This window comes from Maricaulis salignorans (assembly GCF_900103475.1).
Taxonomy (GTDB): Bacteria; Pseudomonadota; Alphaproteobacteria; order Caulobacterales; family Maricaulaceae; genus Maricaulis; species Maricaulis salignorans.
This window is the reverse complement of sequence record NZ_FNHG01000006.1, coordinates 1-14,118: the sequence shown is the minus strand read 5'-3', so window position 1 is coordinate 14,118 and position 14,118 is coordinate 1. Positions and strand designations below refer to the sequence as shown.

At 64.2% G+C, this 14,118-nt stretch carries 16 protein-coding genes; 10 read left to right on the top strand and 6 right to left on the bottom strand.

The features are described from left to right. The first annotated feature begins 20 nt into the window (after positions 1-20). On the top strand, positions 21-668 hold the full coding sequence (locus BLT42_RS06615; protein WP_091768734.1) for a histidine phosphatase family protein: 648 nt from the start codon (positions 21-23) through the stop codon (positions 666-668). Here the strand turns inward: BLT42_RS06615 and thpR are convergent. Beyond that, complete coding sequence (gene thpR / locus BLT42_RS06610; protein ID WP_091768732.1) at positions 665-1,204, bottom strand: RNA 2',3'-cyclic phosphodiesterase; 540 nt, start codon at positions 1,202-1,204, stop codon at positions 665-667. The genes BLT42_RS06615 and thpR overlap by 4 nt on opposite strands. Continuing rightward, complete coding sequence (locus tag BLT42_RS06605; protein WP_091768730.1) at positions 1,201-1,845, bottom strand: arylesterase; 645 nt, start codon at positions 1,843-1,845, stop codon at positions 1,201-1,203. Before BLT42_RS06605 ends, thpR begins: the two co-directional genes overlap by 4 nt. Before the next feature lie 86 nt (positions 1,846-1,931). On the opposite strand from BLT42_RS06605, the gene BLT42_RS06600 reads away from it, so the two are divergent. The 3 genes from BLT42_RS06600 (at position 1,932) to BLT42_RS06590 (ending at position 6,023) form a co-directional block, all read left to right on the top strand. Beyond that, on the top strand, positions 1,932-2,615 hold the full coding sequence (locus BLT42_RS06600; protein ID WP_091768728.1) for an ABC transporter ATP-binding protein: 684 nt from the start codon (positions 1,932-1,934) through the stop codon (positions 2,613-2,615). Beyond that, positions 2,612-5,143, top strand: a complete 2,532-nt coding sequence (locus BLT42_RS06595; RefSeq protein WP_091768726.1) for an ABC transporter permease — start codon at positions 2,612-2,614, stop codon at positions 5,141-5,143. The genes BLT42_RS06600 and BLT42_RS06595 overlap by 4 nt, the downstream gene beginning before the upstream one ends. Positions 5,144-5,261: 118 nt before the next feature. Then, on the top strand, positions 5,262-6,023 hold the full coding sequence (locus BLT42_RS06590; RefSeq protein WP_091768723.1) for a Bax inhibitor-1/YccA family protein: 762 nt from the start codon (positions 5,262-5,264) through the stop codon (positions 6,021-6,023). Positions 6,024-6,111: 88 nt separating this feature from the next. Here BLT42_RS06590 and BLT42_RS06585 read toward each other — a convergent pair whose 3' ends face one another. Then, a complete protein-coding gene (locus tag BLT42_RS06585; protein WP_091768720.1) occupies positions 6,112-6,408 on the bottom strand; it encodes a DUF2794 domain-containing protein in 297 nt (98 codons plus the stop codon). Positions 6,409-6,755: 347 nt separating this feature from the next. Between BLT42_RS06585 and BLT42_RS06580 the strand changes: the two genes are divergently transcribed. From BLT42_RS06580 to BLT42_RS06560, 5 genes are read left to right on the top strand one after another with little or no spacing between them, the layout of a single operon-like run. Beyond that, complete coding sequence (locus BLT42_RS06580) at positions 6,756-7,493, top strand: ABC transporter ATP-binding protein (RefSeq protein WP_091768717.1); 738 nt, start codon at positions 6,756-6,758, stop codon at positions 7,491-7,493. After that, positions 7,493-8,233, top strand: coding sequence for an ABC transporter permease (locus BLT42_RS06575; protein ID WP_091768714.1), 741 nt, complete (start codon positions 7,493-7,495; stop codon positions 8,231-8,233). The genes BLT42_RS06580 and BLT42_RS06575 overlap by 1 nt, the downstream gene beginning before the upstream one ends. Next, positions 8,230-10,074: a GldG family protein gene (locus tag BLT42_RS06570; RefSeq protein WP_091768711.1), complete on the top strand. Its 1,845-nt coding sequence runs from the start codon at positions 8,230-8,232 to the stop codon at positions 10,072-10,074. The genes BLT42_RS06575 and BLT42_RS06570 overlap by 4 nt, the downstream gene beginning before the upstream one ends. Next, positions 10,071-11,141 (top strand): DUF4340 domain-containing protein, encoded by a 1,071-nt coding sequence (locus tag BLT42_RS06565; RefSeq protein ID WP_091768708.1) that lies wholly within the window; start codon positions 10,071-10,073, stop codon positions 11,139-11,141. The genes BLT42_RS06570 and BLT42_RS06565 overlap by 4 nt, the downstream gene beginning before the upstream one ends. Then, positions 11,107-11,487: a VOC family protein gene (locus BLT42_RS06560; protein ID WP_091768705.1), complete on the top strand. Its 381-nt coding sequence runs from the start codon at positions 11,107-11,109 to the stop codon at positions 11,485-11,487. Before BLT42_RS06565 ends, BLT42_RS06560 begins: the two co-directional genes overlap by 35 nt. 12 nt (positions 11,488-11,499) lie before the next feature. Here the strand turns inward: BLT42_RS06560 and BLT42_RS06555 are convergent, their stop codons facing one another. Beyond that, positions 11,500-11,982: an MmcB family DNA repair protein gene (locus BLT42_RS06555; RefSeq protein ID WP_091768702.1), complete on the bottom strand. Its 483-nt coding sequence runs from the start codon at positions 11,980-11,982 to the stop codon at positions 11,500-11,502. Positions 11,983-12,105: 123 nt separating this feature from the next. Here BLT42_RS06555 and BLT42_RS06550 point away from each other — a divergent pair, with 123 nt between their 5' ends. Further along, positions 12,106-12,513, top strand: coding sequence for a metallopeptidase family protein (locus tag BLT42_RS06550; RefSeq protein ID WP_091768699.1), 408 nt, complete (start codon positions 12,106-12,108; stop codon positions 12,511-12,513). 164 nt (positions 12,514-12,677) lie between these two features. On the opposite strand, the gene rplS is transcribed toward BLT42_RS06550, so the two are convergent. Further along, complete coding sequence (gene rplS, locus BLT42_RS06545) at positions 12,678-13,076, bottom strand: 50S ribosomal protein L19 (protein ID WP_091768696.1); 399 nt, start codon at positions 13,074-13,076, stop codon at positions 12,678-12,680. Next, the gene (trmD, locus tag BLT42_RS06540) at positions 13,073-13,810 is read right to left on the bottom strand and encodes a tRNA (guanosine(37)-N1)-methyltransferase TrmD (RefSeq protein WP_091768693.1); all 738 of its coding nucleotides are present in this window, start codon (positions 13,808-13,810) and stop codon (positions 13,073-13,075) included. Before trmD ends, rplS begins: the two co-directional genes overlap by 4 nt. Positions 13,811-14,118 lie beyond the last annotated feature (308 nt).

Genomic DNA, 14,118 nt, shown 5'->3' with positions numbered 1-14,118 from the left:
AACCGGACACGAGGCCCCGCATGACCCGCTTACTTCCGACGCTTGTACTTCTGTCGATACTGGCCGCCTGCGCCGGTCCTGAAACCATGGCGGGCTTTGATCGTCCGGGCTTGCTGGAACGGGCTCCGGCTGACCGGTCTGCCGACCTGCAGCGCGCTGAGCGGCATATTCTGGTCGTCCGGCATGCGCGCAAGATCTCGTCGGACTGCAATGCGCTTGATTGTCCCCTCAGCCCTCAGGGCGAGGCCATGGTGGCGCGGCTGGCCGAGCTGATCGGGACTCCGGCGGTTGACCAGGCCTATGCGAGTGCCGCCTGCCGGACCCTGCGAACCGCCGAGGCCGGAGGTCAGGCGGTGATCGTTCATCAGGCCGGGGACGGCATGGAGGCGGGTTGTGCGGCGCAGGACGTGATTACGCGCAATCGCGCCACGGCCTTTGCCGATGCGGCCGCTTCGGACGCTCGCTGGACATTGGTCGGCGAGCATTCCAACACCAGCTGTCTCTGGCTGGCGCAATTTGCCGGCCCGGAGGCATCGCAGGCCGTTGGCTGCAGCGACGGGCGTCTGGCCGATCATGCCTATGGCGATATTTTCTGGCTTTACCAGCTGGATGGTGGCTGGCAGGTGACGGTTCTGCCGTCCGCCTTTGAGGTCGATGCGCAAGACTAGCCTAGCGGGTAGCTCGTGACCGGCTGATAGATATTGGCGTCACCGCGGCTCAACCAGCTGGCATAGAGGCTGAAGCGTGAGATCCTCACTGGATCACACCGGAAGGTGCCGAGCGCCTGCGTGAAGCCGGCCAGGGCCTCCACCGGCGTTTTTCTGAGATAGGCGAGGGTGACGTGGGGAACGAAATCGCGCGTTTCGGCGGCAAGCCCGGCCCGTCGGGCCGCGCGTTCGCATTTCGTTTGAAGAGCCAGCAGCGCCGGAGCGGGCTCGGCGCCAATCCACAGTGCATGTGGCTCCAGCCGGCCAAACCAGCCCGCACCCTTGAGTGTGAGATCAAAGGCCGGTGCGGTAATTTTTCCGAGCTCGAATTCGAGATCCTCGGCCTTGCGTTCATCGATATCGCCGAAAAAACGAAGCGTCAGATGGAGGTTTTCACGCGGCCTCCAACTGGCACCGGGCAGGCCTGACTGCAGGGCCAGCAGTGGATCGCACACGCTGTCCGGCAGGCCGATGGCGGCGAACAGGCGCTGGCTCATGGCGTCACTTCTCGCAGCGGCAGGACGAACAGGGCTGTGGCGATGAAGTCCGCCAGCGGGGCGGCCATAAGCTCGACGCCCTCGGCCGTCGGGTGCAGGCCGTCGCGCTGCAGGAGTTCAGGGCGCAGGATGACCGGCCCCAGCAGGAAAGGGTAGAGAGCGATATCCTCGGCCTGTGACAGGTCGGGATAGATCGCGTCGAATTGCGCGCGGTACTCCACACCCATATTGACCGGAGCCTGCATGCCCGCGAGGACAATGTCGAGATTGCGGGCCCGCGCCAGGTCGATCATCGCCGCCAGATTGGCCCGTGTCCGCGCCGGTGGCTGTCCCTGCAGGGCATCATTGGCCCCCAGCGCGATCACGACGCCGTCGGCATCGGGACCGACCGAGAAGTCGAACCGGGCCAGGCCGCCTGCCGTGGTATCGCCGGAGACGCCGGCATTGAGCACGATGACCTGGGCCAGACCCCGGGCTGCGAGGGCTTGATCGAGCCGGGCCGGCAGGGCCTCGTTATCGCTCAGGCCGAAACCGGCGCTCAAACTGTCACCGAGCACGACCAGCCGGTAGGCTGGTTCGTCATCCAACGCGAAGGCCGGTGCGGTGAGGCCAAGCAGTCCGATCACGATAAGGTGAAGCATGTGACGCATCTTAAACAAGGCCTTTGCCGAACGACATTCTATGACATATATCGAAATTCGATATCAACGCAAACTCCGGATCCGTGATGACAGATACCAGCTTGCCCCCCGTCCTGTCGCTGCGCGATGTCGAACTGACGCTGATGGCCGCATCGGGGCCGATCCATATTCTCGATCATGTCTGTCTCGACGTCCGGGCTGGCGAGAGCGTGGCAATTGTCGGCCCGTCCGGATCGGGAAAATCCTCCCTGATGGCGGTCTCCGCCGGGCTGGAACGGGCAACATCCGGCGAGATCATCCTGCTTGGCGATCCCGTTACCGGTCGCAATGAGGGCGAGCTGGCCCGTTTGCGCCGTGGCCGCGTCGGCTTCGTCTTCCAGTCCTTCCATCTGATGCCGACGATGACGGCGCTCGAGAATGTCATGGCGCCGCTCGAAATTGCCCGCCAGGACCGGGTGCGTGAGCGTGCTGCCGAAGCCCTGTCCCAGGTCGGGCTGGAGCACCGGCTGAAGCATTATCCGGGTCAGCTTTCGGGCGGCGAGAAACAGCGCGTCGCCGTGGCGCGGGCGCTGGCCGTCGGGCCGGAGATCATTTTTGCCGACGAGCCGACCGGCAATCTCGATACGGCCGCGGGCAGCATGATTGCCGATTTCCTGTTTGAGGCCGCGCGTCGACATGGCGCGGCCCTGGTCCTGGTCACCCATGATCGCGACCTCGCCAGCCGGGCCGATCGGATTGTTGAAATGCGCGACGGGGCTATTCAGTCATGAATGCGGGACTGGCCCTGCGCATTGCTGGACGGGAATTGCGCGCCGGCACGCGTGGTTTCGTCGTTTTCCTGGCCTGCCTGACCCTTGGCGTCGCTGCAATTGCCGCAGCCGGGTCGGCGAGCGCGATGTTCCGCCAGGGCGTTGCCGGCGAGCTGAGCCGGATCCTCGGAGGCGACCTGTCCTTCTCTGTTCAGCGCGCCAGCTTGCCGGATGATCTGGTGGCGGAGATGGGGTCTGCCGGGCAGGTGTCGCAAATCGCCGACATCAATGTCATGGCAAGTGTCAACGATATCCGCCGGCTGGTCCGGCTGCGGGGTGTCGATCCGGCCTATCCGCTGCTCGGCACAGTGGTGACCCTGCCGGATCGGTCGCTCCCAGATCTTCTGGCCCCGCAGGACGGGATGGCCGGCGCCGCTGCCGACCCCGACATTTTCCGGGTCTTCAATGCACAGATCGGTGACCGGATCGAACTGGCCGGCCGGGTCTTCGAATTGCGCGCCGAACTGGTCAGTGAACCTGACCGGCTCGATCTCGGTTTCGACTTCGCGCCGCGCCTTCTGGTCGCGCTGGACATTGTCGAGGGTGCAGGGCTGATGAGCGAAGGCTCGATCTATCGATCCGGCTTGCGCGTGTTGTTCGATGATGAGGACGCAGACCTGGCGGCGCTCGCGGCGCAATGGACACCGCGTTTGCGCGAACAGGGCGTCAATATCACCACCCGCGATGATCTTGGCGACCAGTTTGACGATTTGCTCGATAATCTCAGTGTTTTCCTGGCCGTGGCCGGGCTGGCCGCCTTGCTGGCGGGCGGGCTGGGTGTGGCGCAGGCTGTCTCCACTTTTTTGTCGACGCGGACCGGGTCCATCGCGGCGCTCAAGGCGCTGGGTGCTGACGGCGCCACGATCCGGCTGGCCTATCTGCTGCAAATCCTGGTTCTGGCGCTGGCCGGCTCGCTGCTCGGTGCAGCATTGGGCGCGCTGGCACCGATCGCCCTGGTGCAGGGCTTTGGCGATGCCCTCCCGATTCCGGTCCAGGCGGGGATTTATCCCGGTCCGCTGGCTCTGGCTGTGCTGTTCGGCATGCTCTCGGCGCTGGCCTTCGCCTTGCCGGCGGTCGGACGGGCCCGGGCGACTCCGCCGGCAGCCCTGCTGGGCGGCGAGGTGCGAGGGCAGAGTGCGACGCCATGGGCGGAGCGGATTGCCGCCGTGCTGACCGGCCTGGTTTTTATTGCACTGGCTGTGCTGTTCAGCCCGTCGCCACTGGTGGCCGGCGTGATGCTGGGTTTCGCCGTGGTCGTCTTCCTCCTGCTCTGGGGCGCGGCCTTCGGTTTGCGACGGCTGGCAGCCGGGCTGGCGCATCGGACCCGCGGTGGCTTGCGCCTGGCCCTGACCCAGCTGGGCGGCCCCGGCTCGGTGGCGCCGGTCGCGGCACCGGCGCTGGGGCTTGGCCTGGCCCTGCTCGCCGTGGTGACGCTGGTGCAGCACAATCTGGTGACCCAGATCCGCGACACCGCTCCGGCCAATCTGCCGAGCCTGGTCATCGCCCAGATACCGTCTGATCGCGGTGATGAATTCGACCGTATCGCGGCCGAGGCCGGCGCCCAGATCACCGATGCTGCGCGCTACCGCCGGGCACCGGCCCTGCTGGGCCGGATCACAGGTCTCAAGGGCGAGCCGCTCGATCTGGAGGCCGTCGCGCCGTCAGAACGCTGGCTGGTCGATGGCGAGACGCGCCTGACCTATCTGGCCCGGATGCCGCCGGAGGCTGTGCTCGAAGCCGGCGAATGGTGGCCGGAGGATTATGCCGGACCGCCGCTCGTCTCGATCGAGGGTGACGCTGCGCGCGGGCTCGGTCTCGGAGTTGGCGACAGCGTGACCTTCCGGATCCTGGGCCGCGAGATCACCGCCGAGATTGCCAGCCTGCGGACGATCGACTGGGGTGGTTTCGGGGTCAATGTCGCCATAATTTTCGCGCCGGGGACGCTGGAAGCCGCCAATCCGACCCAGACGGTTCTGTTGCGGGCGCAACCGGAATTCGAGGATGCGATCGCCCGGGCGGTTGGCTCGGCCTTCCCCGATACCGTGATCTATCGCGTTCGCGAGCGCCTGCAGGCCGCCGCCGAGGTGTTCGCGCAGACAACGGTGGCGATCAATGCGGTTGCTGGTGTTGTGGCCCTGGCGGGGGCCCTGGTGATGCTGGGCGCTTTCGCCGCAGCGGCGAGGCGGCGCGTCACTGATGCGGCCCTGCTCAAGACGTTTGGCGTGACGCCGGCCGGGGTTCTGGCGATCTTCGCGCTGGAATTCGGACTGGTCGGCGTCATGGCGACCCTTTTGGCCTTGTTACTGGCGATCCCGCCAGCCTGGTATGTGATGACCCAGCTGGTCGAGGCGGTGTGGGCGCCGGACTGGGTGGCGGTCGCGGCCGTAAGCGCGGTGGCCATCCTGTCGGCCGCGGCTGGCGGCGCTCTGGTTGCGCGCGCCGCGCTCTCGGTCCCGGCAGCGAGGGCGCTGAATTCGGCACAGAGCTGACGCCGCCGCGAGGGGGGATGCGAAGCCTTCGCGTCCCGTCTTGCAATCAGTCTGCAGCCGCCCGATATTGACTGCAAATCGCCTGATCGGGCGGCAACAGGAATGAGGGACCGAAACTATGAATGATTTTTCCCGCACCCATGCCGGCACGCCTTCGTTGGACATGTCCGTCGACGCCGGGCTGCGCAAATTCATGCTGGGCGTCTACAACAAGATGGGCCTTGGCCTCGTCTTGTCTGGTGTGCTCGCCTATGTGACGTCGAGCGTTCCGGCCGTGACCGAGCTCCTCTTCCACCCGGTTCTGGTGCAAACGGCCAACGGTCCTGCGACCTATATGGCCCGGACCCTGCTCGGGACTGTGATCGCCTTCTCACCGCTCATCATCCTGTTCGGATCGATGTTCATGATGCGCAACCCGTCGAAATCGGCTGCGAACCTGCTCTTCTGGGCCGTCGTTTCGCTGATCGGTGCCTCGCTCGGCATCTGGGCGCTGAACTACACGACCGAAAGTGTCACCCAGGTCTTTTTCATCACGGCTGCCGCCTTTGGTGGTCTGAGCCTGTGGGGCTACACGACGAAGCGCAATCTGACGGGAATGGGTTCTTTCCTGATGATGGGCCTGATCGGTTTGATCATCGCCATGGTCGTGAATGTCTTCCTGGCCTCAAGCATTATGATGACCGTGATTTCGGTGATCGGCGTGGCGATCTTTGCCGGCCTGACAGCCTATGACACCCAGCGCCTCAAAGTGACCTACTACCAGCTTGGCGGTAATGAGGCCCAGATGTCGGTTGCGACCTCTTATGGCGCGCTCAGCCTGTATCTGAACTTCATCAACATGTTCCAGTTCCTGATGATGCTGATGGGCAATCGCGAGTAGTCTGGCGAAGCTGATCGGGGTCATGCCCCACTGAATACCGGCCCCCGGAGCCTGGCTCCGGGGGTTTTTCTTGGTCTCTGGGCAAGGCTCAATCGACGACCGAGAAACGTTTCTTCTCGAAGACCCGCAGCACCTGGGGCAGTTCATGGCCGCGTTTGAGGACCTGGCCGTCAACGGCGACCACCTTGTACATGCCCTGGCGCTGCGCGTCGGCGGGGGTTTTGACAATGGCGAACATCGGCACTTCGCTGGCGCGGCGAAAGATCGAGAACACGGCATTGGTCGCCAGGCCGTCAATCGCGTAGTCCTTCCATTCCCCCATGGCGACATAGCGGCCGTAGACATTGAGAATCTCGGAGAGTTCGCGCCGGTTCCACATCACCATGACCGGTGCGCGTTTTGCGATCTGAGGGCCTGCCGCCACTATTTTCTCCTGCCGGTTGAATCGCGGGTGAGTCGTGGGCGCCAGCTTACAAACATTTCACCCTGTGCCGCAAAGCTGCCATATTTTCGGCCCGTTCGCGCCGCACCACACAGCCACGGTTCGAGGGTCGATCGGCCGCATCAAAGCTCTGGGTCCTGGTTTTAAACAGCCCCCCCAGCCCCCCGGATCAAGAGCAGCGCGCCGGTCGACACGCTTCCCCGAATTTGTAATTTTGTGACCGGCCTTCGCGCTGGCCAAGTGGCTTGCACCGCGCTAACGCTAGGGTCTGCAATACGTGAGCCCTTCCCATGCTGGTTGCCGACCATTTGGTGAAAGAATTCGGAGGCCTGCGGGCCGTCGACGATGTGAGCTTCACGCTCGAGCGCGGTGAAGTCCTCGGTTTTCTCGGCCCCAATGGTGCCGGCAAGACCACGACCATGCGCATGCTCGCCGGCTGTCTCGAGCCCGATTCCGGCTGTGCCCGCATCGCCGGCCATGATTGCGTACAGGACCGGATTGAGGCGCAATCGCGTCTCGGATACCTGCCCGAGGGGGCCCCAGCCTATCCGGCGATGACACCGCGCGCCTTTGTCGCTTTCGGCCTGCAAGTGCGTGGCTTCTCCGGCGATGCGCTGAAGCGGGCGACCGAACTGGCGCTGGACCGCGCCCGGCTGGGTGCAGCCGCTTCGCAGCCGATCGGCACATTATCCAAGGGCTATAAACGCCGTGCCGCCCTGGCCGCCGCGATTGCCCATGACCCGGCCGTTCTGATTCTCGACGAGCCGACCGACGGGCTCGACCCCAATCAGAAAGACGGGGTGCGCGAGCTGATCCGCGAAATGGCGCCGGAAAAGGCGATCATCATCTCGACGCATATTCTCGACGAAGTCCCCGCCGTGTGCAGCCGGGCCATTATCATCGCCGAGGGCCGGCTCCTGTTCGACGGTACGCCCCACGCGCTTGAGGCGGTCACATCCGACGCAACGATCGAAGCCGCTTTCCGCCACCTCACCGCCGGGCCCCGCGCGACCGTGGAGGCCGCGTGATGGGTTCGCTGATTGCCGTCTACCGCCGCGAATTGACCGCCTATTTCCAGACCCCGCTCGCCTATGTCTTCCTGGCCGTCTTCGCCTTTGCCGCGCCGGCCTTTGCCTTTCATATCGGCCGTTTCTTCGACACCAACCGTGCTGATCTTGCGCCGCTCTTCGACCATTTGCCCTGGCTACTGGTCATCCTTATGCCGGCTCTGGCCATGCGGGCCTGGGCCGAGGAAAGGGATCGCGGGACGCTGGAATTCCTGATGGCGCTGCCGATCCCGCTCTGGGCCTCGACGGGCGGCAAATTCCTCGCCGCCTGGACCGTCGCCGCCGCCGCCATTGCCCTGACCGCACCGATGTGGATTGCGGTCAATTATCTGGGTGAGCCGGACAATATGGCGATTGCGACTGCCTATCTCGGTGCGCTTCTCCTGGCGGGCGGGTATCTGGCCATCGGCCAGGCCCTGTCAGCGACAACGGCCAACCAGGTCGTTGCCTTTGTGCTGGGTGCCGGTGCCTGTTTCCTGCTGACCATGGCCGGTCTGCCCCTGGTCCTGTCGGTGCTGGGCGAGAATGCCCCGGCCGCCTTGTCGGAGTTTATCGCCGGGCTGAGTGCGCTCGAACATTATGATGCGTTTCGCAATGGCGTGATTGCTCTGACCGATCTGCTCTATTTCGCCGGCCTGATCCTCGCTTCGCTGGCTGCAGCCGGCGTCATGATTGCCGAGCAGCGTGGGGGCGGACGATGAAGAAGGCGCTCTACCTGCCGCTGATGCTGGCCAGCATTGTCGTTATCTTCCTCGCCGGAACATTCCTGTCCGGCCAGACCCTGTCCGGCGTGCGGGTCGACCTGACCCAGAATGGCCTTTACCGGCTCTCGCCCGGCACACTGGCGGTCATCGACCGTCTCAATGAGCCGGTTGAATGGCGTTTCTATCACTCGCGGGCCGAAGCGGCGCAATATCCTGCGGTGCGCAGCTATGCGACCCGGGTGCGCGAATTGCTGCGCGCCTATGAAAAACAGTCCGGCGGCCGGATCCGTCTGATCGAGATCGACCCGGCGCCCTTTTCCCAGGCCGAGGATGAAGCGCTCGCGGCGGGTCTCGCCGCCCTGCCGACTGATACCGGTGAGCAGATATTCTTTGGTCTGGTCGCCCGCAATTCGGTTGATGACCAGGCAGTGATCGACCTGTTCGACCAGGCCGATGAAGCGCGTCTGGAGTATGACCTCACGCGGCTCATCTCCGATGTCGATCGGCCCGAGCGCCCACGGCTGGCGATCCTGACCGGTCTGCCGCTCGACCCGTCCAATGGAGCGCCCAACCGTTTCATCGCCGATCTCAATGACGCCTATGATCTGCAATGGCTTGATCGCGATTTTGATCGCATCCCGGATGCGGCTGCACTGATGATCATCCATCCCGGCCGGCTCAATGAGGGCCAGCTCTATCTGATCGACCAGTTCGCCCTGCGCCAGGGACGCGTGCTCCTGCTTATCGACCCGATGGCCCATATGGCACTGCGGCCCGGCCTCGATGGTCTGCCGCCTGTCGATGCCCAGCGGGCCTCGGACCTGCCCATGCTGCTGGCCAATTGGGGTGTCGCCTGGGACAGCGAAAGTGTGGCGATGGACCGTACGCTTGGCCTGCCGGTCGAGATTATTGATACCGATGGCCGTGCCCGCCGCCGTGCCTATCCGCTCTGGTTCTCCATCGGCGCCGCCCAGATCGATGGCGACGATCTGGCGACCGCTACGCTCGATCGCGGCATTAATTTCGGCTCGCCCGGGGCTCTGGTTTTCCTGCCAGATAGCGGGTTCGAGGTGACAGCTCTGATGACCACCAGCCCGGATGGTGCCCTGGTCGATGCCGATATCGCTGCAGGAGCGCCCAGTCCGGACGATCTGCTGCGTGACTATGAGGCTGGCCGTGAGCCTGTCGTGCTGGGGGCGCGGCTACGCGGCGAAACCGGTTCGGCCTTTCCCGACGGTCCGCCTGCCGCCGACGCCATGTTCAGCCCGGCAGATCATCTCAATCGCTCGGTCACGGCGCTGGATTTGACCGTGGTGGCCGATATCGACTGGCTTGATGACAGTTTCTACCTGCGCAGCGACCCGGCGGCCGGCGATATGATTGTCGCCGACAATCTCGCCCTCGCCATGAATCTGGTCGATATGGCGGCCGGCGATCCAGCCCTGATCGGGCTGCGTTCGCGCGCTCCCTCGGCGCGGCCGATGACGCGGGTCGATGACCTGCGGGCCGAGGCTGAGGCGCGCTATGTCGAGATACAGGACCGGCTCGAGGCGGAAATTGACGCGGCCGAGACCCGCTTGCAGGAATTGCTCGGTTCCGGCCAGGCCTCGGGTCTGGCCGATCCGGGCGCCCGCGCCGGCCGTGATGAAGCGGTGGCGCTGCGCCAACAAATTCTCAGCACGAGGGCGCATTTGCGCGAGGTCGAGCGCGAGTTCCGCCATGATATCGACGCCCTCAATTCCAGCCTGCAATTCTGGACAATCGGCGTGCCGCCGGCCCTGGTGGTCCTGCTCGGCCTGGCCGGGGCACTGACCCGCCGCCGCAGGAGCGCGACATGAGCCGGCCGATGGATCGACAGAGACTGCGCCAACTGGTGATTACTGGCGGTGCGGCCATCCTGCTTCTGGCTGCGGGCGCCGGTTCGATTGCGATACAGATCCAGCGCGACTGGCGTCCTGATGTCAGCGGACCGGTGCTGCCGGACTGGTCGGCGAGTGTGGCCAATGCCCGGGAGATCGAGATTACCGGCCCGGAGGATCACTTCACTCTGACGCGCAGCGATGCGGGTTGGGTCATGCCGAGCCGCGATGATCACCCGGTCATCCCTGAGCGCCTGGCCGAGCTGGACGCCTTCCTCGCCGATCTGAGCTATGTCGGTGCCCGAACAGCCGACCCGGCCAAGCATGCGCGGCTGGAGCTGGCCGAGGCCGGGCAGCCAGGTTCCGGCACGCGGTTGACGGTGCGCGGAGCTGATGGCGCCGTCCTGACCGACATCCTGATCGGCGCCGCCCGCAATGGACGCGTCTATCTGCGCTTTCCGGACCGGCCGCGAAGCTATGCCGCGCAATTGTCCGGCGGTGCCGCAGTGATCCCCGCGATTGCCCTGGCGGATGGCTGGATTGATCTCGACTTTCTCGCCCTGGACACGACCGATATTGCCCGCACATTGATCACGCCCGAGCGGGGTCCGGCCTATGTGTTCGAGCGCGCTGGCCGTTCGGCGCGTAATTTCTCGCTGCGTGAACCGGGCGGCTGGCGGCCGATCACGGCCGGTGCCGGAAACGGCCCGTCTGCTGCCCTGTCGCGTATCCGATTCCGCGATGTGCGCCGGGCCGACCGGCTGCGCGGCGAACCTGTGGGCCGCCATGTTGAGGAGACCTTCTCCGGCTTGCGCGTCAGCCTTGAAATCCTGGCCCTGGGCGAGACGCGCTGGGCCGTCATCAGTGCGGTTGCCGTCACCGATGGCGGGCAGGTGGCAGCCGATGCGATCAATGCCCGCACGGCGGGATGGGCTTATTTGCTGAGTGATCTCAGCCTTAACCGGCTCTTGCGTCCGCTCGACGAGATTGCCGACGACACAGGAGCGAGCCATGCGTCTGAACCAGCTGACGATACCGGTCAGTGATATTCCGCGATCAAAGGGTTTCTACCAGCGGCTCGGCTTTCGCCTGTTGGTCGATTCGCCGCATTATTCCCGCTTTCTCGCGCCGGAGGGCGATACCACTTTTTCACTGCATCTGACGGCCGACCCAGTTGTGCCGGGCACCGTGATCTATCTGGAATGCGATGCACTCGATGATGAGGTTGCGGCGCTGCAGGCCGAAGGCTTCGCGTTTGAAACCGCACCGGCGGATACCAGCTGGCTGTGGCGCGAGGCCAGTCTGCGCGATCCGGACGGGCATTTGATCAAGCTCTACCATGCCGGCGTCAACCGGATCGATCCGCCCTGGCGAGTGAAGCCGGAGGCCTGATCGCGTGCTGCGTCAGCTTCCGTCGACGCTATAGCCCGCTTGCTCGCCTTCACCGACGCGCATCAGACGATCGGCAGCGGCGCGGGCGAAGCGCAAGGTCAGGGCTTTGCGACGGGCCGGGGCCAGGGTGAGCACGGGGCTCTCGCGCACGATCGCACCGCCAAAGCCGTCAGCGATGATCAGGCCGGCATGCTCCGGGATGACCTCGTGGGGAAAGCGCTGCGAGACGGCGAAATAGATCCGCTCGCAATAGCCGGTGTAATCGGTCCATTTATGGTCGGCGCGGAAATCGGCAAGGCCTGATTTGACCTCGATTATGGTGATCTCGCCCTTGCGTCCGATTGCGGCCAGATCGGCGCGGCGACCATCGGGCAGGGAGAATTCCGGGATCGCACTGAACCCCATCTGCCAGAGCAGGCGGGCCGCGCCACGCATCAGTGCCTGGGCATCATCGATCTGCGGATTGCGGTCGGAGGCGACGTCAGAAAGGTCCATACGGGTAGTTTGTTCGTTTTTTGTTCGCCTGACAAGTTGCCGCTCCCACGTCGCGGCGGCATTGGTGCGTGCACTGGGCGGCAATCCCGGTTAGAGGCGTCTCAGCAAAACTGGATAAGCCTCATGACCAATATCGCCAATCTGACCCCGCCGACGCTGTCGGACTTTGAAACCCTGGCCCGAAGCGCCTGGGAAGGCCTGCCCGAGGCCTATCGGACGATGTGCGGCCATGTCGAGCTCTTCGTCGCCGATTTCGCCGATGCAGAAATGCTCGAGGCGGTCGGGCTGGAGGAGCCATTCGAGTTGAGCGGCCTCTATATGGGCGTGGATCTGACGCAGCAGTCGACCCTGGACCCGACACCGGAAGCTTCGCGGGTTTTCCTGTTCCGGCGGCCGATTCTTGATGAATGGGCGGAGCGCGAGACGGTCACCCTTGGCGAATTGGTCGGACATGTCCTGGTGCATGAAATCGGGCATCATTTCGGATTGTCCGATGAGGACATGCACAGAATTGAGGACTCAGAGGGCTAGACGGCCCCGGAGTCCTGAATTGCGGGTTTGGTGCTAACCGTCTGGCGGTGAACCCGCAAATCCGGACTCGCGCCGCAAAACCGGCCAGCATCTGTTAACGAGACGTAAAAAAACGCCCGCTGGTTGACCAGCGGGCGTTTTCTGTTCGGTAAGGGAGAGAGGGCTTAGCCCTTCTTCTTTGGCTCGCGCTTGACGATACCACGACCGGTCGTGCGCTCGGTGATCCGGGCCGACTTGCCGCGACGATCGCGCAGATAATACAGTTTGGCGCGGCGAACCTTGCCCTTGCGGACAATCTCGATTTTTTCGACGTTAGGCGAATACATCGGGAAGACGCGCTCGACGCCTTCACCGAAGGAGATCTTGCGAACGGTGTAGCTCTCATTGAGGCCGCCACCATTGCGGGCGATGCAGACGCCTTCATAGGCCTGGACGCGTTCGCGTTCGCCTTCCTTGATGCGCACGTGAACGCGCAGCGTATCGCCAGCGGCGAAATCAGGCAGGACCTTGTCGCCAAGGACGCGGGTAGCTTCTTCTTGCTCAATCCGCTCGATCATATTCATCGCGCATTCTCCTTGCGCCCCAGAAACCGGGACCAAAGGTCCGGGCGGCGCTTCTTCGTTATCTCTTCCGCTTGCTGCCGGCGCCAGGCCTCGATCTGGCCGTGATGCCCCGACAACAGGACTTCGGGTATCTCCCTGTCCTCCCAAACGCGCGGTCGCGTATAGTGAGGATATTCAAGGAGGTCGCCCTCGAAACTCTCATCTTCGGTCGAGGCCGGGTCGCCCAGCACGCCGGGGAGTAATCGCACGCAGGCTTCAATGAGAAGCTGTGCAGCGACTTCGCCACCGGCCAGCACGGCATCGCCGACACTGACCTCTTCCATTTCGCGGCTTTCAATGACCCTTTGATCGAGGCCTTCGAAGCGTCCGCAAAACACGGCAATACCGGGACCAGCCGCCCATTCCCTCACTCGCGCTTGAGAAAGTGGCCGTCCCCGGGGAGTCAAATAGATCAACGGCCGTTTCTGACCAGACCAGTCAGACTGCACCGCATCGATCGCCGCTGCCGCCACATCAGGCCGGAGCACCATACCAGCACCCCCGCCAGACGGAGTGTCGTCAACGGAGCGGTGCTTATGACGGGAAAACTCCCGGATGTCCACAGCTTCAAGCGCCCAAAGTCCACGATTCGCAGCGGCCCCGATCAGCGACACATCAAGCACGCCAGGGAAGGCCTCGGGGAAGAGGGTAAGGGCCGTCGCGGTCCAGGGAGTTTGGGGTGTGGTTTCGGTCATGGCGCGGGGTTTAGCAGGGATGGTGGCTTATGGGGAGGGGTGGTCAGCGTTTACGACGCCGGCGATATCAGGATGGTCCTGTCTGCCGGGGCGGCGGTGTGCACCAAAATCTCCACGCCGCAAGCGGCTGGAGGGATAGGAGGGTGCGGGACGCCGGCGAATGCCGGTAACCGGTAGTTTTAGTAGCGTGACATTCGAGACGTCCCGCACGTGCAGTTTTCCCGTGGCGTCTCCACCGCCGTTTCCAATCCAGAAAGGTACTCAGGTCGGTCGTTTAGTGCCGTCAGACCTTAATGGACGCCCTGCCA

Bases quoted from the DNA above. Each gene is read 5' to 3' on its own strand.
- BLT42_RS06580 (WP_091768717.1), top strand. From the start codon at position 6,756: ATGCTGGTTGCCGACCATTTGGTGAAAGAATTCGGAGGCCTGCGGGCC.
- BLT42_RS06590 (WP_091768723.1), top strand. From the start codon at position 5,262: ATGAATGATTTTTCCCGCACCCATGCCGGCACGCCTTCGTTGGACATG.
- BLT42_RS06575 (WP_091768714.1), top strand. From the start codon at position 7,493: ATGGGTTCGCTGATTGCCGTCTACCGCCGCGAATTGACCGCCTATTTC.
- BLT42_RS06560 (WP_091768705.1), top strand. From the start codon at position 11,107: ATGCGTCTGAACCAGCTGACGATACCGGTCAGTGATATTCCGCGATCA.
- BLT42_RS06600 (WP_091768728.1), top strand. From the start codon at position 1,932: ATGACAGATACCAGCTTGCCCCCCGTCCTGTCGCTGCGCGATGTCGAA.
- BLT42_RS06570 (WP_091768711.1), top strand. From the start codon at position 8,230: ATGAAGAAGGCGCTCTACCTGCCGCTGATGCTGGCCAGCATTGTCGTT.
- BLT42_RS06550 (WP_091768699.1), top strand. From the start codon at position 12,106: ATGACCAATATCGCCAATCTGACCCCGCCGACGCTGTCGGACTTTGAA.
- BLT42_RS06595 (WP_091768726.1), top strand. From the start codon at position 2,612: ATGAATGCGGGACTGGCCCTGCGCATTGCTGGACGGGAATTGCGCGCC.
- trmD (WP_091768693.1), bottom strand. From the start codon at position 13,810: ATGACCGAAACCACACCCCAAACTCCCTGGACCGCGACGGCCCTTACC.
- BLT42_RS06605 (WP_091768730.1), bottom strand. From the start codon at position 1,845: ATGCTTCACCTTATCGTGATCGGACTGCTTGGCCTCACCGCACCGGCC.
- rplS (WP_091768696.1), bottom strand. From the start codon at position 13,076: ATGAATATGATCGAGCGGATTGAGCAAGAAGAAGCTACCCGCGTCCTT.
- thpR (WP_091768732.1), bottom strand. From the start codon at position 1,204: ATGAGCCAGCGCCTGTTCGCCGCCATCGGCCTGCCGGACAGCGTGTGC.
- BLT42_RS06585 (WP_091768720.1), bottom strand. From the start codon at position 6,408: ATGGTGATGTGGAACCGGCGCGAACTCTCCGAGATTCTCAATGTCTAC.
- BLT42_RS06565 (WP_091768708.1), top strand. From the start codon at position 10,071: ATGAGCCGGCCGATGGATCGACAGAGACTGCGCCAACTGGTGATTACT.
- BLT42_RS06615 (WP_091768734.1), top strand. From the start codon at position 21: ATGACCCGCTTACTTCCGACGCTTGTACTTCTGTCGATACTGGCCGCC.
- BLT42_RS06555 (WP_091768702.1), bottom strand. From the start codon at position 11,982: ATGGACCTTTCTGACGTCGCCTCCGACCGCAATCCGCAGATCGATGAT.